This window comes from Streptomyces sp. NPDC057854, from assembly GCF_042797055.1.
In the GTDB taxonomy this organism is placed as follows: domain Bacteria; phylum Actinomycetota; class Actinomycetes; order Streptomycetales; family Streptomycetaceae; genus Streptomyces.
In genome coordinates, this window is sequence record NZ_JBHVMF010000014.1 from 189,330 (window position 1) to 215,714 (window position 26,385).

Consider the following 26,385-nt stretch of genomic DNA (forward strand, 5'->3'; position numbering starts at 1 on the left):
CGCCGTAGGCCGGCGGCGTACGGCCCGGCACGCGGACCCCCGCGCCGGGCCGTACGCCTTCCCCCTCCCTGGAGGTCCCCGTGGGTCGATACGTGATCCGGCGGCTGCTGCAGATGATCCCGGTCTTCTTCGGCGCCACGCTGCTGATCTTCCTGATGGTGAACGTGATGGGCGATCCCATCGCCGGGCTCTGCGGCGACCGCGCCTGCGACCCGGCGACGGCCGCCCGGCTGAGGCAGGAGTTCGGCCTCGACAAGCCCGTCTGGCAGCAATACCTCACCTACATGGGCAACGTCTTCACCGGTGACTTCGGCACCGCCTTCAACGGGCAGCCGGTCACCGAGCTGATGAGCACCGCCTTCCCGGTCACCATCCGGCTGACCGTCGTCGCCATCCTCTTCGAGATCGTCATCGGCATCAGCCTCGGCGTCGTCACCGGCCTGCGGCGCGGCCGGCCCGTCGACACCACCGTCCTGCTGCTCACCCTGGTCGTCCTCTCCGTCCCCACCTTCGTCACCGGCCTGCTGGTCCAGCTGCTGCTCGGCGTGAAGTGGGGCTGGATCGACCCGGCCGTCTCGCCCGCCGCGACCTTCGACGAGCTGATCGTCCCCGGCCTGGTCCTCGCCTCGGTGTCGCTCGCGTACGTCACGCGGCTCACCCGCACCTCCATCGCGGAGAACAAGCGCGCCGACTACGTCCGCACCGCCGTCGCCAAGGGCCTCCCGCGCCGCCGCGTCATCAGCCGCCACCTGCTGCGCAACAGCCTCATCCCGGTGGTCACCTTCATCGGCGCCGACGTCGGCGCGCTCATGGGCGGCGCCATCGTCACCGAACGGATCTTCAACATCCACGGCGTCGGCTACCAGCTCTACCAGGGCATCGTCCGGCAGAACACCCAGACCGTGGTCGGCTTCGTGACCATCCTCGTCCTGATCTTCCTGCTGGCCAACCTCCTGGTGGACCTCCTCTACGCCGTCCTTGACCCGAGGATTCGCTATGCCTGAGCCGATCGAGCCGTACGAAGAGGGCCGCGCCATCGCCGCGACCGGCGCCGGCGGCGCCACCGACCTCGCCATGGCCGAGGCCGAGACCCTGGAGAAGACGCCCGCCGGACCCCGCGGCACCGGCCCCGAGGGCAAGCCCCGCTCCCTGTGGTCCGACGCCTGGCACGACCTGCGCCGCAACCCGATCTTCATCGTCTCCGGACTGATCATCCTCTTCCTGGTGGTCATCGCGATCTGGCCGTCCCTGATCGCCTCCGGCGACCCCCTCGACTGCGACCTCTCCAAGGCGCAGGAGGGCTCCCAGCCCGGCCACCCCTTCGGCTTCAACGGACAGGGCTGCGACGTCTACACCCGCACCGTCCACGGCGCCCGCGCCTCCATCCAGGTCGGCGTCTTCGCCACCCTCGGCGTCACCCTGCTCGGCGCCGCCCTCGGCGGCCTCGCCGGCTTCTTCGGCGGCCTCTGGGACGGCATCCTCTCCCGGATCACCGACGTCTTCTTCGCCATCCCCGTCGTCCTCGGCGGCCTGGTGCTCCTCTCCGTCGTCAGCAACAACACCGTCTGGCCCGTCATCGGCTTCATGGTGCTGCTCGGCTGGCCGCAGCTCTCCCGCATCGCCCGCGGCTCCGTCATCACCGCCAAGCAGAACGACTACGTGCAGGCCGCCCGCGCGCTCGGCGCCTCCAACTCCCGGATGCTGCTCCGGCACATCGCGCCCAACGCGGTCGCGCCCGTCATCGTCGTCGCCACCATCGCCCTCGGCACGTACATCGCCCTGGAGGCGACGCTCTCCTTCCTCGGCGTCGGCCTGAAACCGCCCACCGTCTCCTGGGGCATCGACATCTCCTCGGCGTCGCCCTACATCCGCAACGCCCCGCACATGCTGCTCTGGCCGTCCGGCGCGCTCGCCGTCACCGTGCTCGCGTTCATCATGCTCGGCGACGCCGTCCGCGACGCCCTCGACCCGAAGCTGAGGTAGGGACCCATGCTGCTCGAAGTGCGCGACCTGCACGTGGAGTTCCACACCCGCGACGGGGTGGCCAAGGCGGTCAACGGCGTCGACTACGCGGTCGACGCGGGGGAGACCCTCGCCGTCCTCGGCGAGTCCGGCTCCGGCAAGTCCGTCACCGCCCAGGCCGTCATGGGCATCCTCGACATGCCCCCCGGCAGGATCACCGGCGGCCAGATCCTCTTCCAGGGCCAGGACCTGCTGAAGCTCAAGGAGGAGGAGCGCAGGAAGGTCCGCGGCGCCAAGATGGCGATGATCTTCCAGGACGCCCTGTCCTCCCTCAACCCCGTCCTCAGCGTCGGCGAACAGCTCGGCGAGATGTTCGTCGTCCACCGCGGCATGAGCAAGAAGGACGCCCGCACCCGGGCCGTCGAGCTGATGGACCGGGTCCGCATCCCCGCCGCCAAGGAACGCGTCGGCCAGTACCCCCACCAGTTCTCCGGCGGCATGCGCCAGCGCATCATGATCGCCATGGCGCTCGCCCTCGAACCCGAGCTGATCATCGCCGACGAGCCCACCACCGCCCTCGACGTCACCGTCCAGGCCCAGGTCATGGACCTCCTCGCGGAACTCCAGCGCGAGCTCCACATGGGCCTCATCCTGATCACCCACGACCTCGGCGTCGTCGCCGACGTCGCCGACAAGATCGCCGTCATGTACGCCGGCCGGATCGTCGAGCGGGCCCCCGTCCACGAGATCTACAAGGCGCCCGCCCACCCCTACACCCGCGGCCTCCTCGACTCCATCCCGCGCCTGGACCAGAAGGGCCAGGAGCTGTACGCGATCAAGGGCCTGCCGCCCAACCTGCTCGCCATCCCGCCCGGCTGCGCCTTCAACCCGCGCTGCCCGATGGCCCAGGACGTCTGCCGGACCGACGTGCCGCCGCTGTACGAGGTCACCGAGTCGCCCGTCCCGCGCTCCAGCGCCTGCCACTTCTGGAAGGAGTGCCTCCATGGCTGAGGCGATTCTCGAGGTCCGGGACCTGCACAAGCACTACCCGCTCACCCAGGGCATCCTCTTCAAGAAGCAGGTCGGCGCGGTCAAGGCGGTCGACGGCGTCGACTTCGACCTCGTCGCCGGCGAGACCCTCGGCATCGTCGGCGAGTCCGGCTGCGGCAAGTCCACCGTCGCGAAGATGCTCGTCAACCTGGAGCGGCCGACCTCCGGCACGATCCGGTACAAGGGCGAGGACCTCACCCGGCTCTCCCCGCGCGCCCTCAAGGCCGTCCGCCGCAACATCCAGATGGTCTTCCAGGACCCGTACACCTCGCTCAACCCGCGCATGACGGTCGGCGACATCATCGGCGAGCCGTACGAGATCCACCCCGAGGTCGCGCCCAAGGGCGACCGGCGCCGCAAGGTCCAGGACCTCCTCGACGTCGTCGGCCTCAACCCCGAGTACATCAACCGCTACCCGCACCAGTTCTCCGGCGGCCAGCGCCAGCGCATCGGCATCGCCCGCGGCCTCGCCCTCCAGCCCGAGATCATCGTCGCCGACGAACCGGTCTCCGCCCTCGACGTCTCCGTCCAGGCACAGGTCGTCAACCTGCTCGACCGGCTCCAGTCCGAGTTCTCCCTGTCGTACGTCTTCATCGCCCACGACCTGTCGATCGTGCGGCACATCTCCGACCGGGTCGGCGTCATGTACCTCGGCCGGATCGTGGAGATCGGCACCGACACCCAGATCTACGACCACCCCACCCACCCCTACACCCAGGCGCTGCTCTCCGCCGTCCCGGTGCCGGACCCGGAGGCCCGCGCCCACCGCGAGCGGATCATCCTCACCGGCGACGTGCCCTCCCCGGCCAACATCCCCTCCGGCTGCCGCTTCCGCACCCGCTGCTGGAAGGCGCAGCGGCGGTGCGAACTGGAGGTCCCGCTGCTCGCCGTCCCCGCCGTCTTCCGGCTCACCGACGGCCCCGCGAAGCACGACTCGGCCTGCCACTTCGCGGAGGAGAAGCAGGTGGTCCCGCCGGAGGACTCGCTCGCCCACACCGAACCCCTGGAGGAGGGCCCGGCCCCGGCGGAGGCCTCCGCCGCCGCCCACGAGGAGCCGCCCGGGCCCGTACGGCGCGACCCGGAGGAGCGCGGACCGGAGCCGCCGGAGGAGCCGGGCGGCCCGAAGACGCTCTGAACCCCGGCGGCCCCCGCGGCCTTAACACCCCGGCAACCGCCGGGAAGCCGCTCCGACATCCGGACGACCGATCCTGCTGAACGTGCGGCCGTGCGGGTGCCGTCGGCCGGCGGGGCCCTGCGGGGGCCCGCCGGCCCACACTCCGTCACCTCCGGACCGCCCCTTGCCCGGAACCGCTTGTTTCGGCCGCCGCTGACCGTGAGTATCGGCCCCGTGACTGTGACTCGACCGGCACGTCTCACCGGGGCCGCGCTCGCCGCCGCGCTCGCCCTCGTCCCCTTCGTCTGGATCCTGCGCGACCTCGGCGTCCTCGGCTCGCCCGCGGACCTCTTCTGGCACTGGACCGGCGACCGCTTCCGGCTCGCCCGGACCCGCGCCGCCACCACCCTGCTCGACCCGGTCCTCTGCCTCGCCGCCGCCGGCACCGCCCTCGCGGCCCTCCGCTCCCGGCACGCCGCCGGCGCGCTCGCCGCCACCGGCGCCCTCGCCTTCGCCGTCCGCCTTCCCGGTCTCTGGACCCACGGCACCGGCCCCCTCGTCACCGCCCTGCTCGAACTGGGCCTCGCCGCCGGACTCCTCGTCACCGTGCTGGCCGGCCGACGCCCGCCCGCCGCGCCCGAGGAGCACCCGCCGAGCCGCCCGCTGCGCGGACCGGCCGTCGCCGCCGGCGTCCTGCTGCTCGCCGCGGCCCTCGTCCTGCTCGTCCAGGAGGTCCGGTGGACCGGCCGGACCGACCCCCGCTTCGCCGTCGACCGCTTCACCGGCGGCCGGTCCGCCCTCGACGCCGCCCTCGGCGTCCCGCCCGGCTGGCTCGCGCTCGTCCTCGTCGCCCTGTACCTGACCGCCGCGGTTGCCGCCTTCGCCGCCGCCCGCCACACCCGCCCCCTCGGCGTCCTGGCCGGCGGCGTCCTGCTCGCCGGCGGCGTCGCGGAACTCGCCCGGCTGGTCCGCGCCCACGTCCACCTCGACGTCTGGTACGTCACCGCCCCCGGCCTGGACGCCCCCGGCCTCGTCACCGCCGGCTTCGCGGTGCTCGCCGGGGCCGCCGTCCTCGCCCTGCTGGGCGGGCGCGGCGCCCCCGACGCCGCGCCCGCGCCCCGGGGCCCCGCGGCGACCCCGCCGCCGCCCTACCCGCGCCCGCCCGGCTGGTGAGCGGGGAAGCCGCCCAGCGACCGCTTCAGGAAGTCGACCTGGAGGAGCAGCAGGTTCTCCGCCACCTGCTCCTGCGGGGTCATGTGCGTCACCCCGGACAGCGGCAGCACCTCGTGCGGCCGGCCCGCGGCGAGCAGCGCCGACGACAGCCGCAGCGCGTGCGCCACCACCACGTTGTCGTCCGCCAGACCGTGCACGATCATCATCGGCCGGGCCGGCTCCTCCGGCGCCGACAGGCCGTCGTCGGTGAGCAGCGACTGCGCCGCGTACACCTCCGGCTCCGCCTCCGGGACGCCCAGGTACCGCTCGGTGTAGTGGGTGTCGTACAGCCGCCAGTCCGTCACCGGCGCGCCCACCACCGCCGCGTGGAAGACGTCAGGCCGGCGCAGCACCGCCAGCCCCGCCAGATAGCCGCCGAACGACCAGCCCCGCACGGCCACCCGGTCCAGGTCCAGCGGGAGCCGCTCCGCCAGCGCCCGCACGGCCGCCACCTGGTCCTCCAGCGTCACCGCGAAGTCCCGCAGCACCGCCTTCTCCCACGCGGGCGACCGCCACGGCGTGCCCCGCCCGTCCGCGACCACCACCGCGAAGCCCTGCTCGGCGAACCACTGCGAGGTCAGGTGCGCGTTGTGCGCGGCCACCACCCGGGGCCCGTGCGGGCCGCCGTACGGGTCCATCAGCACCGGCAGCGGCCCCTGCCCCTCCTCGTACCAGGACGGCAGCAGCACCGCGCAGGGGATCCGCCGCTCACCGGCCTCCGTGAACACCGGCCGGGCCCGCAGCGGCGGTTCGACCGCGGCCGAGCCGACCACCGCCACCTGCTCGCCGTCCCGCAGCACCCGCGCCACCGCGCCCGGCGCGTCCGGCCGCGCGGACACCAGCACGGTCACCGCGCCGCAGCGCACCGCCCCGTGCCAGCCCGCGCCCTCCGACACCCGCTCCGCGCCCCGCGCCGACACCCGGTAGACGTGCGCCTCGCCGGTCTCCGGCTCCGCCGCCGCCGCGCCCGCCGACGCCGTCACCAGCACGTCGTCCCCGCCCACGTCGACCACCGCCCGCACGTGCAGCGCGGCGTCCGTCAGCCGCTCCTCGCCCACGGTCAGCGCCCGCGCCCCGCTCTCGTCGCCGACCCGCACCAGCCGCCCGTCCGGGGCCCAGCACGGCACCCCCGGCAGCAGTTCGATCCAGGCGGGGTCCTCCTCCTCGCGGACGGTCGCGGTGGTGCCCGCCGCCGTGTCCACCGCGAGGACCCGCGCCGTCCGCTGGTCCCGCGCCTGCACCAGCAGCAGCGGCGCGCCCGCCGCGGACCAGTGCACGCGCGCGAGGTACGGGAACCGCTCCCGGTCCCACACCACCTCGGTGCGGGACCCGTCGAGGGCGTACAGGAAGAGCCGCACCTCCGCGTCGGGCGTCCCCGCCGCCGGATACCCCACCCGCTGCGGCTCGCGCTCGGGGTGCGCCGGGTCCGCGATGTACCAGCGGCGCACCGCGCGGTCGTCGACGCGGGCCACCAGGAGCCGGTCCGACTCGGGCGACCACCAGAATCCGCGGTCCCGGCCCATCTCCTCGGAGGCGATGAATTCGGCCAATCCGTAGGTGGTGTGCGCGTCCTCCGGAACCGCCAGTTCTGCGTCACCGGAACCGTCCGCTCCGACCACCCGTAGCGCGCCTCCCGACACATACGCCACCCGCCGCCCGTCCGGCGAGGGACGCGGGTCGATCACCGGCCCCGGCACCGGCAGCTCCCGCGCGGTCCCGGCCCGCAGCTCGGCCGTGAACAGCCGCCCGGACAGGGCGAACGCCGCCAGCTCGACCGCCCCGTCCACCGCGTACCCGACGATCCCGGCCGACCCCTCGCGGCTCCGCTCGCGCCGGGCCCGCTCCTCCGCGGACAGCTCCTCCGCGGCCCCCGCGAGCAGCGCCGACGGGTCCGCGACGACCCGCTCCGCCGGCTTCCCGCCGTCCGCCGGCAGGTCCAGCACCCACAGCAGGTGGCTCCGGTCGGTGCCCGAGCCGGAGCGCACGAAGACGACGCGCTCCCCGTCCGGGGAGACGGAGAAGCCGCGCGGGACACCGAGCCCGAACCGCTGGGTCCGGGCGTGCAGGCGCGGGAAGGAGAGCCCCACGGGTGGGGCGGACGAGTACTGCTGAGGCATGGTCATAAGGCTGAAAGTAGCGCTGTGAGCCCCCTCGCGCGCCTGTACGCCGATCAATGCGCGGGTACGGATAGTTATGATCCGTAGCGCTTGGTGGGTGGCCCTCCGTGGGTATGCACCCGCGTGGGAGCGCCGGGCACATGCCCGGGGACCGCACCACCCGCACGCACCAGGCGCACGCGCACCGCAGGACCACGGCACCACAACCGCACGACACCGCACCACAACTGCACGACAACCGTACGAACCCCGCACGGACCCGCACGACCCGCACGACCCGCTCGCACGGACCGCTCGAATTCCCGACCGAAGGTGGAGGTGAACCGCCGTGGCACTCTCGCTCTCGATCTCCGTGGTGGTGCTGCTGGCGATCGTCGTCTTCCTGCTGATCCGGAAATCCGGACTCAAGGCCGGTCACGCGGTGGTCTGCGCGCTCCTGGGCTTCTACCTCGCCAGCTCCTCCCTCTCCGACTCGATCACCACGCTCACCACCAACGTGGCGAGCATGATCGCCGGCATCAAGTTCTGACCCGGGCGGCCGGCCACGGCCCCGCCTCGTAGGGTGGGGCCATGACCGATCTCCCCGCCCGTCGTCTGCTCCTCGTGCACGCGCACCCCGACGACGAGTCGATCAACAACGGCGCCACCATGGCCCGGTACGCGGCCGAAGGCGCCCTTGTCACCCTGGTCACCTGCACTCTGGGCGAGGAGGGCGAGGTCATCCCGCCCGGCCTGGCCCACCTGGCCCCCGACCGCGAGGACCGCCTCGGCCCGCACCGCGCCGGCGAACTCGCCGCCGCCATGGACGCCCTCGGCGTCACCGACCACCGCTTCCTCGGCGGACAGGGCCGCTTCCGCGACTCCGGCATGATGGGCGTCCCCCAGAACGAGCGCCCGCACGCCTTCTGGAACACGGACGTCGACACCGCCGCCGACCCGCTAGTCCAGGTCATCCGCGAGACCCGCCCCCAGGTCCTCGTCACCTACGACCCCGACGGCGGCTACGGCCACCCCGACCACATCCAGGCCCACCGGGTCGCCATGCGCGCCGCCGACCTCGCCGCCGACCCCGGCCACCGCCCCGGCCTCGGCCCGGCCCACACCATCGCCAAGATCTACTGGAACCGGGTGCCCCGCCCCGTCGCCGAGGCCGGTTTCGCCCGGCTGGCCGCCGAGGGCTCCGCGTTCCCGGACCACGCCGCCGTCGCCGACGTCCCCGGCGTCGTCGACGAGGACCGGATCACCGCCGAGATCGACGGCGGCGACCTCGCCGACCCCGCCTCGTACGCGGCCCGCAAGCGCGCCGCCATGGCCGCCCACACCACCCAGGTCGCCGTCGACGGCCCCTGGTTCGCCCTCTCCAACGACCTCGCCCAGCCGCTCTTCACCACCGAGTACTACGAACTCGTCCGCGGCACCTCCGGCGCCCCCGCCGGCGAGCGCGAGACCGACCTCTTCGCGGGCCTCCCCGAGGAGGCGGCCGGCCGATGACCAGCCCCGCCGCCCGGTACGCCGCCTACGCCGGCCTGTTCGTCCTCGGAGCCGTCACCGGCACCGCCGGCGCCCTCGTCCAGGCCGCCTGGCTCCCCGCCGGCCTGATCCTCGCCCTCCTCGGCACCGCCTCCCTCTTCTACGGAGGGATGCGCGCCACCGGCAACCAGGCCGGCCTCGCCGCCGCCGGCGGCGGCTGGCTCCTCGCCGTCATCGTGCTCAGCCTCGGCCGGCCCGAGGGGGACGGCCTCTTCGGCGGCGGCATCGGCGAGCTGCTGTTCCTCTTCGGAGGCATGGGCACCGCTGTGATCTGCGCCACCGTCAGCAGGCTGCCGCAGAGCACCCCGTAGACCACCCGTGAGCAGGCGGACTCCGCACCGAGCGGATAACCGGCGGCGCTGGACAGTATGGTGGTGCGCGCCGCCGAACCGCCCGGGACAGAACGAGCATCAGCAAGAGCGGGCGGCGGAGCCAACCGGGAGATCCTGCTTTGAGTCGTGAAACTGGTCGAGAGACCGACAGTTCGTCCTCCGGCGGCGCCCAGGGGCGCGGCGGGGCCGCCTACCCGTCGGGAACCCAGCCGTACGGATCCCGCCAGTATCCGTCGCTCCACCCGACGCAGGACGCGCCGGAGGAGGGCCCCGGCGCGCCCCCGGCGCCGCCGGAGGAGCCGAAGACCGAGACCACCCTGACGACCCGGATCCGCATCAACATTCCGGGTTCCCGGCCGATCCCGCCGGTCGTGGTCCGCAAGCCCGTCGCCGGCGGCGACGCCGACGCCGCCGCGCCGGCCGAGCCGGAGCGGCCCGCTCCCGCGCCGGCCCCGGAGCCCGAACCGGAACCGGCCCCCGCCCCGGCCGCGCCCGAGGCCCCGCGGGCCGCCGAGGCGCCGAAGGCGAAGGAGCCCAGCGACTGGTTCGCGCCCCGCAAGAGCGCGCCCGCCGCCCCGGCACCGGCGGCCCCCGCCGCGCCCGCCCCCGCTCCCGCGCCGAAGGCGCTGGGCGGCCCGCAGACCGCCGGCACCGGCTTCGCGGGCTCCGCGACCGCCGGCGTCCCCACGGTCGGCAGCGCGCCCTCCAGCCGCCCCGTCAGCAACCCGCTGTACGACACCGGCACGCTCCCCGGCTACGACGGCACCCCCGCCGCCGGCGTCCCGCTGTACGACGGCCCCCCGCCCGGCGAGACCCCGGCGCACGACACCCCGGCGGACGGCACCCCGCGCTACGACGCGACCCCGCCCGGCGGCACGCCCGCGTACGACGGCACGCCCGCCGGCGGCACCCCCCGGTACGACGGGCAGCCCACCGGCCCGACCACCGGACCCGCCAGCGGCATCGCGGACCTCGGCGCCGGCGCGCCGCAGCGCCCCGCCATGCCCCGCCGCCCCGGCGCCGGCGGCCCCCGCGGCCCGATGCCCGGCGGCCCCGTCCCCGGCGGCCAGGCGCCCGGCGGTCCCGGCCCGTACGGCCCCGGCGGCGGCGCGCCCCGCATGTCCGACGACACCGCGATCCTGACGCCGCAGCAGCCCGCGCCCGTGCCCCCGTCCGCGCCCGGCGCCGGCGGCCGTCCGGGCCCCGGCGGGCCCGCCGGCGGCAAGGTGTCCGGCGACACCCTGACGAGCGGCATCCCGGTCGTCCCGCCGGCCGCCGCCCGCCCCGCCCGGCAGGCCCCCCGGGAAGAGGCCCCCGCCCCGGCGCCGCGGCCCGCCCCGGCCCCCGCGAAGAAGGGCCGCTCCAAGCTGGTCCTGCTCGCCGCCGGGCTCGTCGGCGCGGCCGCCGTCGCCTACGGCGCCGGGCTCCTCCTCAACCAGTCCGACGTCCCCAAGGGCACCACCGTGCTCGGCGTGGACATCGGCGGCGGGACGAAGGAGGAGGCCGTCAACAAGCTGGAGGCGGCGCTCGGCAAGCGCGCCGCGACCCCGCTGCAGCTCTCCGTCGGCGGCAAGAAGGTCCAGCTCGCGCCCGACAAGGCCGGGCTCTCCCTGGACAGCCAGCAGACCGTCCGCAACGCCGCGGGCAGCGACTACAACCCCGTCTCGGTGATCGGCTCCCTGTTCGGCGGCGAGCGGGTCGCGAAGCCGGTCTTCCCGGTCGACAGCGAGAAGCTGGCCGTCGCCCTCCGGGACCTCGCGGGCTCCTCCTCGTCGGCGACCGAGGCGACGATCCTGTTCGCCCCGAACAAGGTCACCCCCGTCGAGGGCAAGCCCGGCCGGGGCCTGGACGTCCAGCGCTCGATGATCTCCGTGAAGGACGCCTTCCGCGCCCAGGTGGAGACCGGTCAGGCGAAGGTCGTCGAACTCCCGGTCACCGTCCGGCAGCCCACGGTCTCCAAGGCCGAACTGGACCGGGCGATGAAGGAGTTCGCCGAGCCCGCCATGTCCGGCCGGATCACCATCCGGGCCGGCGGCAAGGAGATCGACTTCGGTCCGGCCCGCTCGCTGCCGCAGATCCTCTCCATGAAGGCCGTCGACGGGCACCTGGTGGAGGTCTACGACAAGAAGGCGATCACCCGCCTCCTCGAAGGCACCTTCGAGGGCGTCATGGTCACCAAGGGCGACGGCACGAAGCACGAGGTCTCCGCCGACGACGTCGCGTTCGTCATGCGCGACGCCCTGCGCGGCAAGACCAAGGCCGAACGCACCGCGACGATCGACCTCACCGGCCAGGGCTGACCCCCGCCGCCACCGACGCCCCGCCAGGCACCCCCTGGCGGGGCGCCGCCGTACCGGCCCACCCACCCACTCACGCCCGCCCCGCTGGACCAGCCGCCCCGCCGCCCCCGCCGTGTCGGCGACCCGCGCACCAGGTCGCCGCTCACAATGGGCGCATGCCCTTGACCGCCGACATCCTCGTCGCCCTGATCGCGCTCCTGCACCTCTACATCCTCGTGATGGAGATGTTCCTGTGGGAGAAGGAGACCGGGCGGCGGTTCTCCGGGTTCGACGCCCGGCTGGCCCGGGAGACCGCCGCCATGGCCGCCAACCAGGGGCTCTACAACGGGTTCCTCGCCGCCGGCCTCGTCTGGGGGCTGATCGCGGACGACCCCACCGGCTTCCGGGTGCGGGTCTTCTTCCTGTCGTGCGTCGTCATCGCCGGACTGTACGGCGCCGCCACCGCCAACCGCCGCATCCTCTACGCCCAGGCCCTGCCCGGCGCCCTCGCGCTCTCCGCCGTCCTCGTCGCCGGCTGAGCGGCGTACCCGACGGGCCCTGGACCGGCCCGGCGTGGCCCCGTAGCCTCGCGCCATGATCACTCAGGAGCTCTCCGACGCCGAGGTCGCCGCGGCGGCGGCCCGGGCCGCCGCCGCGGTCGTGCGCGGCCTCCAGGGACGGGAACTCGCCCGGATCGACAAGGGCGGAGGCGACTTCGCCACCACCGCCGACCTCGCGGCCGAGCGGGCCGTCCTCGACGTCCTGCGCGCCGCCCGCCCGGACGACGCGGTCCTCGGCGAGGAGAGCGGCCGGCAGGGCCCGGCGGAGGCCGGCCGCCAGTGGCTGGTGGACCCCCTCTGCGGCACCCTCAACTACGCCGTCGGGAACAAGCTCGTCGCCGTCAACGTGGCCCTGCGCGGCGGGGCGGCCGCCGTCGCCGACCCCTTCGGCGGCGAGGCGGGGGAGGTGTTCCACACCGACGGCACGCGCGCGTGGGGCCCGGACGGCGGCCCGCTCGTCCCCACCCCGGCCACCCGGATCGTCGACGTCAACCTGGACCCGCCGTTCCCCGGCGCCCCCGGCTTCCGCGCCGTGGACCTCCTCGCCCACCCCGGCTTCGCCGCCGCGTTCCGCCCGCGCGTGGTCTCCACGTCGCTCGCGCTCGCCTGGGTCGCGGCCGGGAAGCGCGCCGCGTACGTCACGGACGGCGGCGACCTCACCGGCAGCGTCCACTTCGCCGCCGGCATCGCCCTGTGCCGGGCCGCCGGCTGCGTCGTCACCGGCGTCGACGGCGCCCCGCTGGAGCCCGGCACCGCGCGCGGCCTGGTGGCCGCCGCCGACGCCGCGACCCACGCCCTCCTGATGGACCTGATCCGGTCCGGCCCGAAGGGGACGCGCTAGTTCAGCCGGGCCCGGGCCGCCTGGGCCTGGTGGCGGATCGCGGCGGCGGAGGCGGGGTCGACCGCGTCCATGATCTGCGCGTACGCCTCCATCTCCGCCGCCCCCGTGAGGAAGTCGCCGCGCCGGACGAGGAGTTCCGCGCGCTCGTAGCGGAGGCGGGCCGGGTGGGAGGGGAGCAGCAGCGACAGCTCCACCGCCCACAGGGCCACGTCGGAGCGCTCGGGGCGGTGCGCGGCCCAGGCGCGGATGTTGCCGAGGATCCGCAGCACGATCGCGCCCGGTTCGGCGGGCCGCAGCATCGAGCGGTCCAGGGCCTCGCCGGTCGCGCTCGCCACCAGCAGCTCGGCGTCCTCCGCCGTCATCGGCCGGCCGCCCGCGAAGGGGTCGGCGAGGTCGAGGTCGGCCGGGTCGCCGAAGCCGACGACGAAGTGGCCGGGCAGCCCGAGCCCGTACACCGGCGCGCCGGCCCGCCGGGCGACCTCCATCCACACCACGGACAGCAGGATCGGCAGCCCGCGCCGCCGCCGCAGCACCTGGTGCAGCAGCGAGGACTCCAGGCGCTGGTAGTCGGCGGGCACGCCCACGAAGCCCTCGCGGCCCCCGAGGAGCGCGGCCAGCTCGGCCTTCCACGCGCCGGTGAAGCGGGTGCCGTACGGGACGAGCCCGGCCAGCCGGTCGAGTTCGACGTCGGCCTCGACCAGGTCGTGCTCGGTGACGGTGGGGTCCGCCACGGCGCAGATCAGCAGGCAGAGCCGGGCGAGATCGGGCCGCTCGGCCCGGGCCTCCGCCGCGAACTCCCGCCGCCGGCCGGCCGGCCGCTCCAGGGGGTCCTCCGCGCTCACGCCGCGCTCACGCCTCCGCCTGCCGGTAGTGGTGGTAGTGGTGGTGCACCGCGAAGCCCATCCCCTCGTACATCGCCCTCGCCGCCTCGTTGTCGCTCTCGACCTGGAGCCAGGCCGCCGACGCGCCCTCGTCGAGGGCCCGCCGGGCGAGCGCGGTCATGACCGCGGTGGCCAGTCCCCGGCGGCGCGCCTCGGGGGCGACCTCCACCGCGAGGAAGCCCGCCCAGCGCCCGTCGACGACGCAACGCCCGATGGCGTCCGGTACTTCCCCGGTGCCCGCGACGGACGCGAACCACACGCTGGGGCCCGACCCGAGGACGTGCCGCACCGCCGGCCCGACGCCGGAGAACCGCTGGTAGCGGCGGAGCCACGGCTCGTCGAAGGTCCGGGAGAGGCGGACCTCCACCGGGCCGGGCTCCCGGTCGGCGACCGGCGCGAGGGACGCGATCCGCAGCTCGGCGCTGATCTCGCGGGTCCAGCCGAGCCGTTCCAGCTCGGCGCAGAGCAGTTCCTGGGTGCCCTCGGCGCCGGTCGCGGTCTGCACGTACGCGGGCAGCTTCCGGTCCGCGTACCACTCCCGTACGGCCTCCAGGGCGGCCGGCAGCGGCATCCCCGGATCGCCCGCCGGGAGCACCGAGTTGGCGCGCCGGGTGAACCCGTCGGCGGCCCGCAGGGTCCACTCCCCGAGCGCCTCGCTCTCGACCGGCTGCCAGGCGCGCGCGGCGACCCGGGAGAGCTCGGCGAAGCCGGCGGCGGGGCCGCGCCGGCGGGCCGGTGCGGCGGGGACGACCTTGCCCGCGACGAGGCGGAGTTCCGGGATCCGGACGGTCTCGCCGCTCTTTCGTGTGATCGTGAGCACACCGGCGTCCCAGGATGTGAGCACGCCGACGGCGTCGGTGAACCGGTCACCCGCCGGGGCAGAGTCCGTCACGTACCGAACGGAGACACGTTTTCCCACGTCAGCGCTGGTGACGCGCACCTCAAGCAGTCCTCCGCCGGTGATTTCCACAGCTTCTCCGCCCCTCCTGTTCGGATCGCCCCCGAGAACGGAGATACTAGGTGCGGGCATCGACGACACCGCGCTCCCGCGCAGACCAGCCCTACCGAGGAGGAACGACAGCGTGACCTACGTCATCGCGCAGCCTTGTGTCGACGTCAAGGACAAGGCTTGCATCGAGGAGTGCCCCGTCGACTGCATCTACGAGGGCAAGCGATCTCTCTACATCCACCCGGACGAGTGCGTCGACTGTGGAGCCTGTGAGCCGGTCTGCCCGGTCGAGGCGATCTTCTACGAGGACGACACCCCGGAGGAGTGGAAGGACTACTACAAGGCGAACGTCGAGTTCTTCGACGAGCTCGGTTCGCCCGGTGGCGCCTCCAAGCTCGGCGAGATCGAGCGCGACCACCCCTTCATCGCCGCCCTGCCGCCGCAGAACGGCTGATCTTTCGTTGCACCCGCTCCCGGTCCCGTACGGCTCCACCGCCGTGCGGGACCGACGCGTATCGCCGCACGCACTGAGGAAGTGAGCCAACCCGTGAGCGCAGTCTCTTCGCGCCTGCCCGTCTTCCCCTGGGACAAGCTGGAGCCGTACAAGGCGACCGCCCTGGCCCACCCCGACGGGATCGTGGACCTGTCGGTCGGGACGCCGGTCGACCCGGTCCCCGCGCTGATCCAGGAGGCCCTGGTGGCCGCCGCGGACTCGCCGGGCTATCCCACGGTGTGGGGCACGCCGGCGCTGCGGGACGCGCTCACCGGCTGGTGCGGGCGGCGCCTCGGCGCGACGGGCCTCACCCACGGGAACGTGCTGCCGGTGGTCGGTTCCAAGGAGCTCGTGGCCTGGCTGCCGACCCAGCTCGGCCTCGGCGCCGGCGACCAGGTGGCGTACCCGCGGCTGGCCTACCCGACGTACGAGGTGGGGGCGCGGCTCTGCGGCGCGGAGCCGGTCGTGTACGACGACCCGGTCGCCGACCTCGACCCGGCCGCGGTGAAGCTGCTGTGGCTCAACTCCCCGTCCAACCCGACCGGGAAGGTCCTCCCCAAGGAGGAGCTGACCCGGATCGTCGCCTGGGCGCGCGAGCACGGCGTGCTCGTCTTCTCCGACGAGTGCTACCTCGAACTGGGCTGGGAGGCCGACCCGGTGTCGGTCCTGCACCCGGACGTCTGCGGCGGCTCGTACGAGGGGATCGTCGCCGTCCACTCGCTGTCCAAGCGCTCCAACCTGGCGGGCTACCGGGCGGCGTTCGTCGCCGGTGACGCGGCGGTCCTCGGCGAACTGCTCCAGATCCGCAAGCACGGCGGCATGATGACGGCGGCGCCGGTCCAGGCCGCCACCGTCGCCGCCCTCGGCGACGACGCGCACGTCGCCGAGCAGCGCGAGCGGTACGCGGCCCGGCGCGCCGCCCTGAAGGCCGCGCTGGAGGCGCACGGCTTCCGCATCGAGCACTCCGAGGCGAGCCTCTACCTGTGGGCGACCCGCGACGAGCCCTGCTGGGACACGGTGGCGTACCTGGCGGAGAAGGGCGTCCTGGTCGCCCCCGGCGACTTCTACGGCGAGGCGGGCGCCCGCTTCGTGCGGGTCGCGTTCACGGCGACGGACGAGCGGGTCGAGGCGGCGGTCAAGCGCCTCGGCTGACCGCGCGGCCGGTCACGGCACGAACCGCGCGGCCGGTCACGGCACGAAAAGAAGGGCCCGGGCGCGTGTGCGCCCGGGCCCTTCGCCCTACCGCGGGGACCAGCCGGCGGAGGGGTACGACGGCTCAGCCGATGGGCAGGCCGCCGAGCATCTGGCCGGCCGGGGCGCCACCGAGCGCCCCGCCGGCGGGGGTGTCGCCGGTGCTCTTCGCGGCGGCACCGGCGGTCTCGCCCAGCGCCGTGCCGGCGCTGCCCGCGGTGTCGCCCGCGATCTTCTGGGCCGCCGGGGTGGCGGTCTTGCCGGCCGCGCCCACGGCCTTGCCGGCGGCCGGGACGGCGGTGCCGACGGCCTCGCCGCCGGTCGCCCCGGCGACGCCGGTCGTGGTCCGCGCGGCACCGTCGACGGCCGAGCCCGCGTCGGCCGCGTCGAGCGCGGTCAGGCCGCCGATCGCGCCGGTCGGCGCGAGGCCCTGGTCCAGGGCGCTCGCCGAGCCGGCCGCACCGACCACGGGGGCTGCTCCGGCCGCGACGATCAGGGCGGCGCGGGCGATCCGGCGGGTCAGGGGGAGGGACATGGTGCTCCTTCGACGAGAGACGGTGAGGACGATTGCGTCTGCGGGCTGCACAACCGAGCCCGGGGCGGGGAAGGTTGCGGGCGCCGAAGGTAAAGGATCGGTAACGCGTCGTATTGTCGGGTGGGGAGGAAAGCGGACGAACGCCGCCGTACGGCAGGTGCTGCCGAACCGTCACTCCTCTTGTGCCCCAAGCCTCCCGGCCGCCCCGCGCGGCACCGCCCCGGCGTCACCTCCCCCACACGGCCGATCGCCGCTCCGGGCGACCGCCCGCACAACAGTCCGCCCCGGCCGGACCGGTCCGCGGAGCACCGCGGCGGGCCCGCCGGGGCGGGGGAGAGGCCGGTGCGTCAGCGGGCGAGGCGGACCCGGACCGAGGAGGCGGGGGCGGAGGACTCCTCCCAGCCGCCGCCCGAGTCGTCGGCGCGCCACACCTTGCCGCCGTACGCGACCTCCGTGACCCGCAGCGCGTCCGCCCGGGCCACCGCCCACTGCGCCAGCTCCCAGCCGCGCCGCTCCCCGCCGCCCCGGACGGGCAGCACGAGCACGGCCGGCTCCACCGCCGAGCGGCCCGCGCCGGCGCCGCCCGACACGGACGTCGGCGCGGCGGACTCGCCGAAGGCACGCACCAGCTCCGTACGGACCACGGCGGGGTCGCCGGACCGGCCGTCCTTCAGGTCGGCCGTGCAGGAGATCGCCGCCGGGGCCCGCCCGGTGAGCGCGGCGGACAGCAGCGACGCGTCCGGCTCGTGCTTCGCGTACGCCTGCGGGAAGCCGCTCTTCTGGACCTTCTGCGCCGCCACCGTCAGCGGCATCCGCGAATAGCCCGGGACCTTCTCCAGACCCTCGTAGAACTTCTCCGCCGAGTACACCGGGTCCATGATCTGCTCCGGCGTGCCCCAGCCCATCGACGGCCGCTGCTGGAAGAGCCCGAGCGAGTCCCGGTCGCCGTGGTCGATGTTCCGCAGCGCCGACTCCTGGAGCGCCGTCGCCAGCGCGATGGTCACCGCCCGTTCCGGCAGCCCCCGCGAGGTGCCGACCGCCGCGATCGTCGCCGCGTTCGACGCCTGCTCGGGAGAGAACTCGTAGCGGTTGTCCCCGCTGCCCACGGAGCACCGGGGCGCGCCCTTGCTCCCGGTCATCTGGTGGACGGCGATGTACGACGCGAGGCCGCACAGGACGGCGAGAGCGGCGGCCGAACGGGCGAGTCGGCCGCGGCGGGCGGGGCGGGGGGAGTCGGACACGGGGCCCACCGTACTGGAGGCCGGGTTAGGGTCGGCATATGGCTGACATCACCGCTCAGGAGACCCCGCTCGATCTCGCCCAGGACGGGCCGGCGCTCACCGCCGCCCTCGTCGACTTCCCCTCCGTCAGCGGGACCGAGAAGCCGCTCGCCGACGCGATCGAGCAGGCCCTGCGCGCCCTGCCGCACCTCACCGTCGACCGGTACGGGAACAACGTCGTCGCCCGGACGACCCTCGGCCGCCCCGAGCGGGTCGTCCTCGCCGGCCACATCGACACCGTCCCGATCGCCGACAACGTGCCGTCCCGGCTCGACGCGGACGGCGTCCTGTGGGGCTGCGGCACCTCCGACATGAAGTCCGGCGTCGCCGTCCAGCTGCGGATCGCCGCCACCGTGCCGGCGCCCAACCGCGACCTCACCTTCGTCTTCTACGACAACGAGGAGGTCGCCGCCGACCTCAACGGCCTCGGCAAGATCGCCGCCGCCCACCCGGACTGGCTGGAGGGCGACTTCGCCGTCCTGCTGGAGCCCTCCGACGGGCAGGTCGAGGGCGGCTGCCAGGGCACCCTCCGGGTGATCCTCAAGACCGCCGGCGAGCGCGCCCACTCCGCCCGCTCCTGGATGGGCTCCAACGCCATCCACACCGCCGCGCCGATCCTCGCCCGCCTCGCCGCGTACGAGCCGCGCAAGCCGGTCATCGACGGCCTGGAGTACCACGAGGGCCTGAACGCGGTCGCGATCGAGGGCGGGGTCGCCACCAACGTGATCCCGGACGCCTGCTCGGTCACGGTCAACTACCGGTACGCGCCCGACCGCTCCCCGGCGCAGGCGCTGGCGCACGTGCGGGAGGTCTTCGCGGACTGCGACATCGCCGAGTTCGTCGTGGACGACGAGAGCCCCGGCGCGCTGCCCGGCCTCTCCCACCCGGCCGCCGAGGCGTTCATGAAGGCCGTCGGCGGCACCGCGATGCCGAAGTTCGGCTGGACCGACGTGTCCCGCTTCAGCGCGCTCGGCGTGCCCGCGGTCAACTACGGCCCCGGCGACCCGATCTACGCGCACAAGCGGGACGAGCACGTGCACGTCGACCGGATCCGCCACTGCGAGGCCCGGCTCCGCGACTGGCTGACCGCCCGTCTCCCGTAATTTCGCGTTTCGTCACCTCAGGAGTCCTACGCTGACCCGACAGCAAGAAGAAAGATCGTGGATCGGCGGAGGGAGCAGGCCATGGGCATTCCCGAGGGAATGGCGAAGCCGGAGGAGCAGCGGCTGGGGCCGGTGCTGAGGCGCAGGGACCAGATCCAGCCCGGGACCACGGACCAGCGGCTGCTCGACACCGAGGGCGACTCGGAGTGGGTGCACACCGACCCCTGGCGGGTCATGCGGATCCAGTCCGAGTTCGTCGAGGGCTTCGGCGCGCTCGCCGAACTGCCGAGCGCCATCAGCGTCTTCGGCTCGGCCCGGACCAGGCCGGACTCGCCCGAGTACGAGGCGGGGGTGCGGCTCGGCCGGGCCCTCGTCGAGGCGGGCTTCGCCGTCATCACGGGCGGCGGCCCGGGCGCCATGGAGGCGGCCAACAAGGGCGCCCGGGAGGCGAAGGGCGTCTCGGTCGGGCTCGGCATCGAGCTCCCCTTCGAGCAGGGGCTCAACCAGCACGTCGACATCGGCGTGAACTTCCGGTACTTCTTCGTCCGCAAGACGATGTTCGTGAAGTACGCGCAGGGCTTCGTCGTCCTGCCCGGCGGCCTCGGCACCCTGGACGAGCTCTTCGAGGCGCTGACCCTGGTGCAGACCCGCAAGGTGACCCGCTTCCCGATCGTGCTGTTCGGCAGCGCGTACTGGAAGGGGCTCGTCGACTGGCTGAAGGACACGGTCGTCGCGGGCGGCAAGGCGTCCGAGCACGACCTGCTCCTCTTCCACGTCACGGACGACGTGGACGAGGCGGTGTCGCTGGTGACGAAGGAGGTCGGGCGCTAGCCGCCCACCGGGGGAGGGGAGCCCCCGCGGCTCCCCCTTCCCGCCCCCGTGATCCGGAAGGGACGGCCTACGCCAGTCCGCGCCGGGCGACCGCCGGCGGGCGGTGGCCGGCGATCGACGCCACCATGTCGAGGACCTGCCGGGTCTCGGCGACCTCGTGGACCCGGTACACCCGGGCGCCGAGCCACGCCGACACGGCGGTCGTCGCCAGCGTCCCGAGCAGCCGCTCCTTCACCGGCCGGTCCAGCGTCTCGCCGACGAAGTCCTTGTTGGACAGCGACACCAGCACCGGCCAGCCGGTCGCGGTCATCTCGCCGAGGCGGCGGGTGGCCTCCAGGCTGTGCCGGGTGTTCTTCCCGAAGTCGTGGCCCGGGTCGATCATGATCCCGTCCCGCCGCACGCCCAGCGCGACGGCCCGCTCGGCCAGCCCCACGGTGACCCGCAGGATGTCGGCCATCACGTCCTCGTACTCCACCCGGTGCGGGCGGGTCCGCGGTTCGGCGTCGCCCGCGTGGGTGCAGACGAGGCCCGCGCCGTACCGCGCGGCGACCTCCGCGAGCCGCGGGTCGACGCCGCCCCAGGCGTCGTTGAGCAGGTCCGCGCCGGCCTCGCAGACCGCCTCGCCGACGTCCGCCCGCCAGGTGTCCACGCTGATCACCACGTCGGGGTGGCGGCGCCGGACCTCGGCGACGAACCCGACCGTGCGGCGGGCCTCCTCCTCGGCCGTGACCTCCTCGCCGGGGCCCGCCTTGACGCCGCCGACGTCGATGATCGCGGCGCCCTCGGCCACCGCCTGCTCGACCCGGGCCAGCGCCGGCTCGTCGCGGAAGGTCGCGCCCCGGTCGTAGAAGGAGTCCGGGGTCCGGTTCACGATCGCCATGATCACCGGCTCGTGCGGCCCGAATTCACGCCGTCCCAAGCGCAGCATCCCTTATGTCCTCCCTCGCGACCGGTCGACGGCGTCCTGTGCAGTCGTCTGCGACCCTAACCGTCGGCGGCGCATGGCACGATCGGCACGGGACGTTTTCCACTCCGGGAGAGGCGCGCTGGTGTTCTGGTTTCTGCTCATCACGATGGTCGTGGTCGTCGCGGCCGTGACCCTCGCCGTGGTCGGCGGCGGCGACAGCGAGGTGCTGCCCGACGCGGCCCCCGAGCAGCTGGTGGACCCGCTGCCGCTGAGCCGCCCCGTGGACCGCGCGGACGTCGAGGCGCTGCGGCTGCCGGTCGCCGCGCGCGGCTACCGGATGGAGGACGTCGACGACGTCCTGGACCGGCTCGCCGCCGAGCTCGCCGAGCGCGACGCCCGGATCGCGGAGCTGGAGGCGGCCCTCGCGGGCGGACCGGCCGGGCGTGAGACGGCTCACGGCGAGGCGGCTCGAGGCGAGGAGCGGTGACCGGCGGGACGCTCCTCGGGCCCGACGGGCTGCCGCGCTGCCCCTGGGGCCTGTCGGCCGCGGACTACACCACGTACCACGACGAGGAGTGGGGCCGGCCGGTCCACGGCGACGACGCCCTCTTCGAACGGCTCTGCCTGGAGGCCTTCCAGTCCGGCCTGTCCTGGATCACCATCCTGCGCCGCCGGGAGGGCTTCCGGCGCGCCTTCGCGGACTTCCGCATCGAGGCCGTCGCCGGCTTCGGGGACGCCGACCGCGAGCGGCTGCTCGCCGACGAGGGCATCATCCGCAACCGCGCCAAGGTCGACGCGACCCTCGCCAACGCGAAGCTGCTCGCCGACTGGGGCCCCGGCGAGCTGGACGCCCTGATCTGGTCGTACGCCCCCGACCCGGCGCGCCGCCCCGCGCCCCGCACCCCGGCCGAGATCCCGGCCGTCACCGACGAGTCCACGGCCCTGGCCAAGGCGCTGAAGAAGCGGGGCGTCCGCTTCGTCGGCCCGACCACGGCGTACGCGCTGATGCAGGCGTGCGGCCTGGTCGACGACCACCTGACGGACTGCGTGGCCCGGGGCGGCCGGTAGCCGCCCCGGCACCCGTCACTTCCCGAGGTACCGCGGCTTCTCCTTGGCGAGGAAGGCGCGGACCGCGATGGTGTGGTCCTCGGAGGCGCCGGCCAGCGTCTGGAGCTCGTCCTCCTTCTCCAGGGCCTCGTCGAGCGAGTGGTCGGCGCCGTAGTCGACCGACTCCTTGAGGGCCGCGTACGCCACGGTCGGGCCCCCGGCGAGCTTCCGCGCCAGCTTGCGGGCCTCGTCGGCCAGTTCGGCGGCCGGCACCAGCCGGTTCGCGATGCCCAGCTCGTACGCCTCCTGGGCGCCGATCGAGCGGGGGAAGAGCAGCAGGTCCATGGCGCGGCTCCGGCCGATCAGCCGGGGCAGCGTCCAGGACACCCCGGAGTCGGCGGTGAGCGCCACGCCCGCGAACGAGGTGGCGAAGGTGGCGGTGTCCGCGACGATCCGGTAGTCGGCGGCGAGCGCGAAGCCGAAGCCGGCGCCGGCGGCGACGCCGTTCACCGCGGCGACCACGGGCTTCCGCATGCCGGCGAGCGCCCGGACGATCGGGTTGTAGTGCTCCCGGACCGTGCTCATCGTCTCGCGGCTGCCGGTCTCCTGGTCCTGGAGGAGCAGGCCGACGTGCTCCTTCAGGTCCTGGCCGACGCAGAACGCCCGGTCGCCCGCCGCCGTCAGCAGCACCGCCCGGACCGCCGGGTCGGACGCCGCCGCCTCGGCGGCGTCGCGCAGCGCCACCTTGGCGGCGACGTTCAGCGCGTTCATGGCCTCGGGCCGGTTGAGGGTGATGGTGGCGAGCCCGTCGCTCACCTCGTACAGGACCGTGTCGGCCATCGGGACCCCTTCGTCTCTGCGTCGGCTGGTCCGCCCAGCATGACGGAGATCACCCGGACCGCCCATGTGAGCTGCGTCAAAGAATCGGAGCCGGCCGGGCGACCCGCGGCGGCGAAGTATCGCAGGCCCGCCGCCGAAATGTGGGGTTTTGCGAGAGCGCGTTGCGGAAGCGATGCGGATCGATGTTGGTCATCGGGTCCTGCGATGCGGGATAATGACCTGGAAGCAATGTGTTCGAAGCCGGCGACGCGTGCTCCGCACCACGGAGCTGCCCGGCTGAAGATGAGCTGGTTTCAGGAAGGGGAACGAGCATGGCGGCCATGAAGCCGCGGACGGGTGACGGCCCGCTCGAGGTGACCAAGGAGGGGCGGGGCATCGTCATGCGCGTTCCGCTCGAAGGCGGCGGTCGGCTCGTGGTCGAGCTGACCCCGGACGAGGCCGAGGCTCTCGGTGACGCCCTGAAGAAGGTCGTCGGCTGACCCTCCCCGTTTTCCTGCCCGCTGCCCCGGTACGGCCCCGCCGTCCGGGGCAGCGGTGTACCGGGGCGCGGTCGCGCCGGACCCGCGGCGGTCAGCCGCGCCGGACCGCGCAGAGCAGCCCGTCGCCCACCGGCAGCAGGGTCGGCAGCAGCTGCGCGCTCTCCCGGACCGTCCGCAGCAGTTCGCGGACCCGCTGCACCTCGGCCGGCTGGGCCCCCGAGTCGACCGTGCGGCCCTCCGCGAAGACGCCCTCGAAGCAGACCAGACCCCCAGGTCGCAGCAGGCGCAACGATTCAGCGAGATAGTCCGGGTACTCGGCCCGGTCGCCGTCGCAGAAGACCAGGTCGTACCCGCCGTCCGCGAGCCGCGGCAGCACGTCCAGGGCCCGGCCCGGGATGAACCGCGCCCGGTTGCCGGCGAAACCCGCCGCCCGGAACGCCGTCTTCGCGAACTGCTGGTGCTCCGGCTGCACGTCCACCGTCGTCAGGGTGCCGTCCGGACGCATCCCCAGCAGCAGGTAGATCCCCGACACGCCGGTGCCCGTACCGATCTCGGCGACCGCCTTCGCGTCCGCCGACGCCGCCAGCAGACGCAGCGCCGCACCCGTGCCCTGCGACACCGCGGCGAGCCCCGCCTCCCGGGCCCGCTCCCGGGCCCAGCGCAGTGCGTCGTCCTCGGGGACGAAGGCGTCGGCGAGCGCCCAGTCGGTCTGCCGGTTGGCGGTAATGGCCCTCTCCTGTCCCCTTAGTTGGCGCAACGGTGACTGTATCCGCTGTCAGCGGGAACCCGCAGATGGGACCGGGCGTTCACCAGGGGAGGGACGCGCACGGGGACCCGCGGGCGACCCCGATTCAAATGCGCGTAAAGATTCTTATCCGGAGCTAACGGGCGAGGTGGCTATGGTAGGGGCTCCACTGGACACCACCAGAGCCGATAGGGGAGGTGCGGCTGCGCCTGTGGATCGGAGAGGGGCGTTCCGACGCCTCCTCAGGTCGGCGGGTGAGCCGAAATCCGTGACCGACACCGCTGACCAGAGCCACCGCACTGCCACCGCACCGACCACCGCGACCTTCGCCTCGGATGCGGAATCGCAGGCGTGGACTCCGCCCACCTGGGAGGAGATCGTCAGCACGCACAGCGGTCGCGTCTACCGCCTCGCCTACCGCCTCACCGGCAACCAGCACGACGCCGAGGACCTCACCCAGGAGGTCTTCGTCCGCGTCTTCCGCTCGCTGTCGACGTACACCCCCGGCACCTTCGAGGGCTGGCTGCACCGCATCACCACCAACCTGTTCCTCGACATGGTCCGCCGCAAGCAGCGCATCCGCTTCGACGCGCTCGCCGACGACGCCGCCGAGCGGCTCCCCAGCCGTGAGCCCTCCCCGCAGCAGGTGTTCAACGACACCCACTTCGACGCCGACGTCCAGCAGGCCCTCGACACCCTGGCGCCCGAGTTCCGCGCCGCCGTCGTCCTCTGCGACATCGAGGGGCTGTCGTACGAGGAGATCGCCGCGACCCTCGGCGTGAAGCTCGGCACCGTCCGCAGCCGGATCCACCGCGGCCGCTCCCACCTGCGCAAGGCGCTCAAGCACCGCTCGCCCGAGGCCCGCGCCGAGCGCGCCCTGGCCACCGTCGGATGGGAGGCCGGGACAGCGTGAGCGGCACCCGTCCTCCGTCCCCGAGCCCCGCGGAGCACCACCTCGGGGACCGGCTCGCCGCGCTCGTCGACGGCGAGCTCGGCCATGACGCCCGCGAGCGGGTCCTGGCCCACCTGGCGACCTGCGCCCGGTGCAAGGCCGAGGCCGACGCGCAGCGCGCCCTGAAGAACGTCTTCGCCTCCAGCGGCGCCCCGCAGCCCTCCGAAGGGTTCCTCGCCCGTCTCCAGGGCCTCCCCGGCGGTCCCGGCGGGCCCGGCGACCCGGGGCGCTCGCCGCTGGAACAGCTCCTCGAAGCGGGCGGCGTGAAGAGCGACGGCTTCGCCACCGTGCGGCCTGCCGACCCCGGCGCCTCCACCGGCTTCCGGGTCCACGCCGTCACCCCGTCCGGCCGGGGCCGGCGCTTCGCCGTCGCCGCCGCGGGAGCCGTCTCCTTCGCGGCCATCGCCCTCGGCGGCGCGCTGCCCGCCGAGAGCTCCCTCACCACCGCCGCCCGCGGCGGACAGGGCACCGGCAGCGCGGTCACCCCGCTGCGCGCCGGCGCGTCCGCGGGGCCCGGCGCGGCGGGCGTGGCCACCGGCCGTTCGGACCGCTCCGAGCGGTCCGCCGGCGGCGCGCAGTCGATCGGCGGCGCCCCCCTGGTCCCCGCCGGCACCGTGCCCACCGGGGCGGCCCCCGCCGACGTGGACCGCGCCGGCCCGGTCGCGGCGGTACGGCTCCGGGCGGCCCAGACGCCGTCGCTCCTCGCCCTCTCGCCGTTCATACGCCCGACGGCCCCCGCTCTCCGGCCGGTCGCCGGTCCGGTGCCGAGCCCGGCCCCCAGCCCGCCGGGTACTCCGCCGGGCTCCCACCGCTGACCCCCGACCTGGTTGAATCCTCGGTCAGAGCGCCCGACGCCCGGGGCGCCCACGGGTCAGCGGTAGCGGGGAGAGCATGAACGACGGGAAGCCGAACTGGTGGAGCCGGCCTTCGACGCCCCCGGAGGCGGCGCGGATACCCACGCCGCCTCCGGCGGAGGAGGACGACTTCCCCCTCCAGGCTCCGGACCCGGCCGAGTCCGCCGCGCCGGAGCCGGCCGCGGAGGCGCCCGCCGCCCCCAAGGTCGACATGACGAAGCAGCCCGCCCCGGCGGCCGCGGCGGACCCCGCGGTGCCCGCCGCCGCGCCCGCGCCCGCGACGCCCGCCGTGCCCGCGCCC

At 74.6% G+C, this 26,385-nt stretch carries 28 protein-coding genes and 1 pseudogene; 21 read left to right on the forward strand and 8 right to left on the reverse strand.

Annotated features, from left to right (window positions below):
* Window positions 1–80 precede the first annotated feature (80 nt).
* The 5 genes from ACFVQZ_RS21415 (at window position 81) to ACFVQZ_RS21435 (ending at window position 5,299) form a co-directional block, all read left to right on the forward strand.
* Window positions 81–1,004, forward strand: a complete 924-nt coding sequence (locus ACFVQZ_RS21415) for an ABC transporter permease (RefSeq protein WP_030496025.1) — start codon at window positions 81–83, stop codon at window positions 1,002–1,004.
* On the forward strand, window positions 997–1,983 hold the full coding sequence (locus ACFVQZ_RS21420; RefSeq protein WP_030496024.1) for an ABC transporter permease: 987 nt from the start codon (window positions 997–999) through the stop codon (window positions 1,981–1,983). Before ACFVQZ_RS21415 ends, ACFVQZ_RS21420 begins: the two co-directional genes overlap by 8 nt.
* Before the next feature lie 6 nt (window positions 1,984–1,989).
* On the forward strand, window positions 1,990–2,973 hold the full coding sequence (locus ACFVQZ_RS21425) for an ABC transporter ATP-binding protein (protein WP_030496023.1): 984 nt from the start codon (window positions 1,990–1,992) through the stop codon (window positions 2,971–2,973).
* The gene (locus tag ACFVQZ_RS21430) at window positions 2,966–4,147 is read left to right on the forward strand and encodes a dipeptide ABC transporter ATP-binding protein (protein WP_051788021.1); all 1,182 of its coding nucleotides are present in this window, start codon (window positions 2,966–2,968) and stop codon (window positions 4,145–4,147) included. The genes ACFVQZ_RS21425 and ACFVQZ_RS21430 overlap by 8 nt, the downstream gene beginning before the upstream one ends.
* A gap of 213 nt (window positions 4,148–4,360) precedes the next feature.
* Window positions 4,361–5,299, forward strand: coding sequence for a hypothetical protein (locus tag ACFVQZ_RS21435; protein ID WP_383624881.1), 939 nt, complete (start codon window positions 4,361–4,363; stop codon window positions 5,297–5,299).
* Here the strand turns inward: ACFVQZ_RS21435 and ACFVQZ_RS21440 are convergent.
* A complete protein-coding gene (locus ACFVQZ_RS21440) occupies window positions 5,275–7,461 on the reverse strand; it encodes an alpha/beta fold hydrolase (RefSeq protein WP_383624884.1) in 2,187 nt (728 codons plus the stop codon). The two genes, ACFVQZ_RS21435 and ACFVQZ_RS21440, sit on opposite strands and share 25 nt — an antisense overlap.
* A 322-nt stretch (window positions 7,462–7,783) precedes the next feature.
* Between ACFVQZ_RS21440 and ACFVQZ_RS21445 the strand changes: the two genes are divergently transcribed.
* The 6 genes from ACFVQZ_RS21445 to ACFVQZ_RS21470 all read left to right on the forward strand — a co-directional run bounded on the left by ACFVQZ_RS21445 (window position 7,784) and on the right by ACFVQZ_RS21470 (window position 12,997).
* Window positions 7,784–7,984 carry a hypothetical protein gene (locus ACFVQZ_RS21445; protein WP_030496019.1) on the forward strand — a complete coding sequence of 67 codons (201 nt, stop codon included), beginning with the start codon at window positions 7,784–7,786 and terminating at the stop codon, window positions 7,982–7,984.
* Window positions 7,985–8,025: 41 nt separating this feature from the next.
* On the forward strand, window positions 8,026–8,946 hold the full coding sequence (mshB, locus tag ACFVQZ_RS21450; RefSeq protein WP_383624887.1) for an N-acetyl-1-D-myo-inositol-2-amino-2-deoxy-alpha-D-glucopyranoside deacetylase: 921 nt from the start codon (window positions 8,026–8,028) through the stop codon (window positions 8,944–8,946).
* Window positions 8,943–9,296 carry a DUF6113 family protein gene (locus tag ACFVQZ_RS21455; RefSeq protein WP_383624890.1) on the forward strand — a complete coding sequence of 118 codons (354 nt, stop codon included), beginning with the start codon at window positions 8,943–8,945 and terminating at the stop codon, window positions 9,294–9,296. The genes mshB and ACFVQZ_RS21455 overlap by 4 nt, the downstream gene beginning before the upstream one ends.
* Window positions 9,297–9,436: 140 nt before the next feature.
* Complete coding sequence (locus ACFVQZ_RS21460; RefSeq protein WP_383624893.1) at window positions 9,437–11,617, forward strand: hypothetical protein; 2,181 nt, start codon at window positions 9,437–9,439, stop codon at window positions 11,615–11,617.
* Between the two features lie 155 nt (window positions 11,618–11,772).
* Entirely contained in the window at window positions 11,773–12,135 is a 363-nt protein-coding gene (locus ACFVQZ_RS21465) for a DUF1304 domain-containing protein (RefSeq protein WP_030496015.1), read from the forward strand.
* A gap of 55 nt (window positions 12,136–12,190) precedes the next feature.
* On the forward strand, window positions 12,191–12,997 hold the full coding sequence (locus ACFVQZ_RS21470; protein WP_383624897.1) for an inositol monophosphatase family protein: 807 nt from the start codon (window positions 12,191–12,193) through the stop codon (window positions 12,995–12,997).
* Here ACFVQZ_RS21470 and ACFVQZ_RS21475 read toward each other — a convergent pair.
* Window positions 12,994–13,839 (reverse strand): tetratricopeptide repeat protein, encoded by an 846-nt coding sequence (locus ACFVQZ_RS21475; RefSeq protein WP_383624900.1) that lies wholly within the window; start codon window positions 13,837–13,839, stop codon window positions 12,994–12,996. The two genes, ACFVQZ_RS21470 and ACFVQZ_RS21475, sit on opposite strands and share 4 nt — an antisense overlap.
* A 7-nt stretch (window positions 13,840–13,846) precedes the next feature.
* Window positions 13,847–14,848 (reverse strand): GNAT family N-acetyltransferase, encoded by a 1,002-nt coding sequence (locus ACFVQZ_RS21480; RefSeq protein ID WP_383624903.1) that lies wholly within the window; start codon window positions 14,846–14,848, stop codon window positions 13,847–13,849.
* Window positions 14,849–14,960: 112 nt separating this feature from the next.
* Between ACFVQZ_RS21480 and fdxA the strand changes: the two genes are divergently transcribed.
* Window positions 14,961–15,281 carry a ferredoxin gene (gene fdxA / locus ACFVQZ_RS21485; RefSeq protein WP_015035968.1) on the forward strand — a complete coding sequence of 107 codons (321 nt, stop codon included), beginning with the start codon at window positions 14,961–14,963 and terminating at the stop codon, window positions 15,279–15,281.
* A 93-nt stretch (window positions 15,282–15,374) separates the two neighbouring features.
* On the forward strand, window positions 15,375–16,472 hold the full coding sequence (gene dapC, locus ACFVQZ_RS21490; protein ID WP_030496011.1) for a succinyldiaminopimelate transaminase: 1,098 nt from the start codon (window positions 15,375–15,377) through the stop codon (window positions 16,470–16,472).
* Window positions 16,473–16,596: 124 nt separating this feature from the next.
* Here dapC and ACFVQZ_RS21495 read toward each other — a convergent pair whose 3' ends face one another.
* Both ACFVQZ_RS21495 and ACFVQZ_RS21500 read right to left on the reverse strand, forming a co-directional pair.
* Window positions 16,597–17,046, reverse strand: coding sequence for a hypothetical protein (locus ACFVQZ_RS21495; RefSeq protein WP_030496010.1), 450 nt, complete (start codon window positions 17,044–17,046; stop codon window positions 16,597–16,599).
* Window positions 17,047–17,393: 347 nt separating this feature from the next.
* Window positions 17,394–18,296 (reverse strand): hypothetical protein, encoded by a 903-nt coding sequence (locus ACFVQZ_RS21500; protein ID WP_030496009.1) that lies wholly within the window; start codon window positions 18,294–18,296, stop codon window positions 17,394–17,396.
* 29 nt (window positions 18,297–18,325) lie between these two features.
* On the opposite strand from ACFVQZ_RS21500, the gene dapE reads away from it, so the two are divergent.
* Together dapE and ACFVQZ_RS21510 are read left to right on the forward strand one after the other, a co-directional pair.
* Window positions 18,326–19,429, forward strand: a complete 1,104-nt coding sequence (gene dapE, locus ACFVQZ_RS21505) for a succinyl-diaminopimelate desuccinylase (protein WP_383624908.1) — start codon at window positions 18,326–18,328, stop codon at window positions 19,427–19,429.
* Window positions 19,430–19,510: 81 nt separating this feature from the next.
* Window positions 19,511–20,260 carry a TIGR00730 family Rossman fold protein gene (locus tag ACFVQZ_RS21510; RefSeq protein ID WP_030496007.1) on the forward strand — a complete coding sequence of 250 codons (750 nt, stop codon included), beginning with the start codon at window positions 19,511–19,513 and terminating at the stop codon, window positions 20,258–20,260.
* 67 nt (window positions 20,261–20,327) lie between these two features.
* On the opposite strand, the gene folP is transcribed toward ACFVQZ_RS21510, so the two are convergent.
* Window positions 20,328–21,188: a dihydropteroate synthase gene (gene folP / locus ACFVQZ_RS21515; protein ID WP_383624913.1), complete on the reverse strand. Its 861-nt coding sequence runs from the start codon at window positions 21,186–21,188 to the stop codon at window positions 20,328–20,330.
* A 121-nt stretch (window positions 21,189–21,309) separates the two neighbouring features.
* Here folP and ACFVQZ_RS21520 point away from each other — a divergent pair, with 121 nt between their 5' ends.
* Window positions 21,310–21,654 carry a DivIVA domain-containing protein gene (locus ACFVQZ_RS21520; RefSeq protein ID WP_383624916.1) on the forward strand — a complete coding sequence of 115 codons (345 nt, stop codon included), beginning with the start codon at window positions 21,310–21,312 and terminating at the stop codon, window positions 21,652–21,654.
* A complete protein-coding gene (locus ACFVQZ_RS21525; RefSeq protein WP_383624919.1) occupies window positions 21,651–22,235 on the forward strand; it encodes a DNA-3-methyladenine glycosylase I in 585 nt (194 codons plus the stop codon). The genes ACFVQZ_RS21520 and ACFVQZ_RS21525 overlap by 4 nt, the downstream gene beginning before the upstream one ends.
* Before the next feature lie 15 nt (window positions 22,236–22,250).
* Here the strand turns inward: ACFVQZ_RS21525 and ACFVQZ_RS21530 are convergent, their stop codons facing one another.
* Window positions 22,251–23,054 (reverse strand): enoyl-CoA hydratase/isomerase family protein, encoded by an 804-nt coding sequence (locus ACFVQZ_RS21530; protein WP_383624922.1) that lies wholly within the window; start codon window positions 23,052–23,054, stop codon window positions 22,251–22,253.
* Window positions 23,055–23,365: 311 nt separating this feature from the next.
* Here ACFVQZ_RS21530 and ACFVQZ_RS21535 point away from each other — a divergent pair, with 311 nt between their 5' ends.
* Complete coding sequence (locus ACFVQZ_RS21535; protein ID WP_009997451.1) at window positions 23,366–23,533, forward strand: DUF3117 domain-containing protein; 168 nt, start codon at window positions 23,366–23,368, stop codon at window positions 23,531–23,533.
* A 91-nt stretch (window positions 23,534–23,624) separates the two neighbouring features.
* On the opposite strand, the gene ACFVQZ_RS21540 is transcribed toward ACFVQZ_RS21535, so the two are convergent.
* Window positions 23,625–24,290, reverse strand: coding sequence for an O-methyltransferase (locus tag ACFVQZ_RS21540; RefSeq protein WP_030496002.1), 666 nt, complete (start codon window positions 24,288–24,290; stop codon window positions 23,625–23,627).
* A gap of 142 nt (window positions 24,291–24,432) precedes the next feature.
* On the opposite strand from ACFVQZ_RS21540, the gene sigE reads away from it, so the two are divergent.
* The 3 genes and pseudogenes from sigE to ACFVQZ_RS21555 form a co-directional block, all read left to right on the forward strand.
* Window positions 24,433–25,191 (forward strand): RNA polymerase sigma factor SigE, encoded by a 759-nt coding sequence (sigE, locus tag ACFVQZ_RS21545; protein WP_078868384.1) that lies wholly within the window; start codon window positions 24,433–24,435, stop codon window positions 25,189–25,191.
* Entirely contained in the window at window positions 25,188–26,045 is an 858-nt protein-coding gene (locus ACFVQZ_RS21550) for a zf-HC2 domain-containing protein (protein ID WP_030496000.1), read from the forward strand. Before sigE ends, ACFVQZ_RS21550 begins: the two co-directional genes overlap by 4 nt.
* A gap of 76 nt (window positions 26,046–26,121) precedes the next feature.
* A pseudogene (locus ACFVQZ_RS21555) lies at window positions 26,122–26,385 on the forward strand (protease); the annotation flags it as partial.

Coding starts and splice junctions, on each gene's coding strand:
- ACFVQZ_RS21420 (WP_030496024.1), top strand. CDS start 997: ATGCCTGAGCCGATCGAGCCGTACGAAGAGGGCCGCGCCATCGCCGCG.
- ACFVQZ_RS21425 (WP_030496023.1), top strand. CDS start 1,990: ATGCTGCTCGAAGTGCGCGACCTGCACGTGGAGTTCCACACCCGCGAC.
- ACFVQZ_RS21430 (WP_051788021.1), top strand. CDS start 2,966: ATGGCTGAGGCGATTCTCGAGGTCCGGGACCTGCACAAGCACTACCCG.
- ACFVQZ_RS21440 (WP_383624884.1), bottom strand. CDS start 7,461: ATGACCATGCCTCAGCAGTACTCGTCCGCCCCACCCGTGGGGCTCTCC.
- mshB (WP_383624887.1), top strand. CDS start 8,026: ATGACCGATCTCCCCGCCCGTCGTCTGCTCCTCGTGCACGCGCACCCC.
- ACFVQZ_RS21455 (WP_383624890.1), top strand. CDS start 8,943: ATGACCAGCCCCGCCGCCCGGTACGCCGCCTACGCCGGCCTGTTCGTC.
- ACFVQZ_RS21465 (WP_030496015.1), top strand. CDS start 11,773: ATGCCCTTGACCGCCGACATCCTCGTCGCCCTGATCGCGCTCCTGCAC.
- ACFVQZ_RS21470 (WP_383624897.1), top strand. CDS start 12,191: ATGATCACTCAGGAGCTCTCCGACGCCGAGGTCGCCGCGGCGGCGGCC.
- ACFVQZ_RS21495 (WP_030496010.1), bottom strand. CDS start 17,046: ATGTCCCTCCCCCTGACCCGCCGGATCGCCCGCGCCGCCCTGATCGTC.
- dapE (WP_383624908.1), top strand. CDS start 18,326: ATGGCTGACATCACCGCTCAGGAGACCCCGCTCGATCTCGCCCAGGAC.
- ACFVQZ_RS21510 (WP_030496007.1), top strand. CDS start 19,511: ATGGGCATTCCCGAGGGAATGGCGAAGCCGGAGGAGCAGCGGCTGGGG.
- folP (WP_383624913.1), bottom strand. CDS start 21,188: ATGCTGCGCTTGGGACGGCGTGAATTCGGGCCGCACGAGCCGGTGATC.
- ACFVQZ_RS21530 (WP_383624922.1), bottom strand. CDS start 23,054: ATGGCCGACACGGTCCTGTACGAGGTGAGCGACGGGCTCGCCACCATC.
- ACFVQZ_RS21535 (WP_009997451.1), top strand. CDS start 23,366: ATGGCGGCCATGAAGCCGCGGACGGGTGACGGCCCGCTCGAGGTGACC.
- sigE (WP_078868384.1), top strand. CDS start 24,433: ATGGTAGGGGCTCCACTGGACACCACCAGAGCCGATAGGGGAGGTGCG.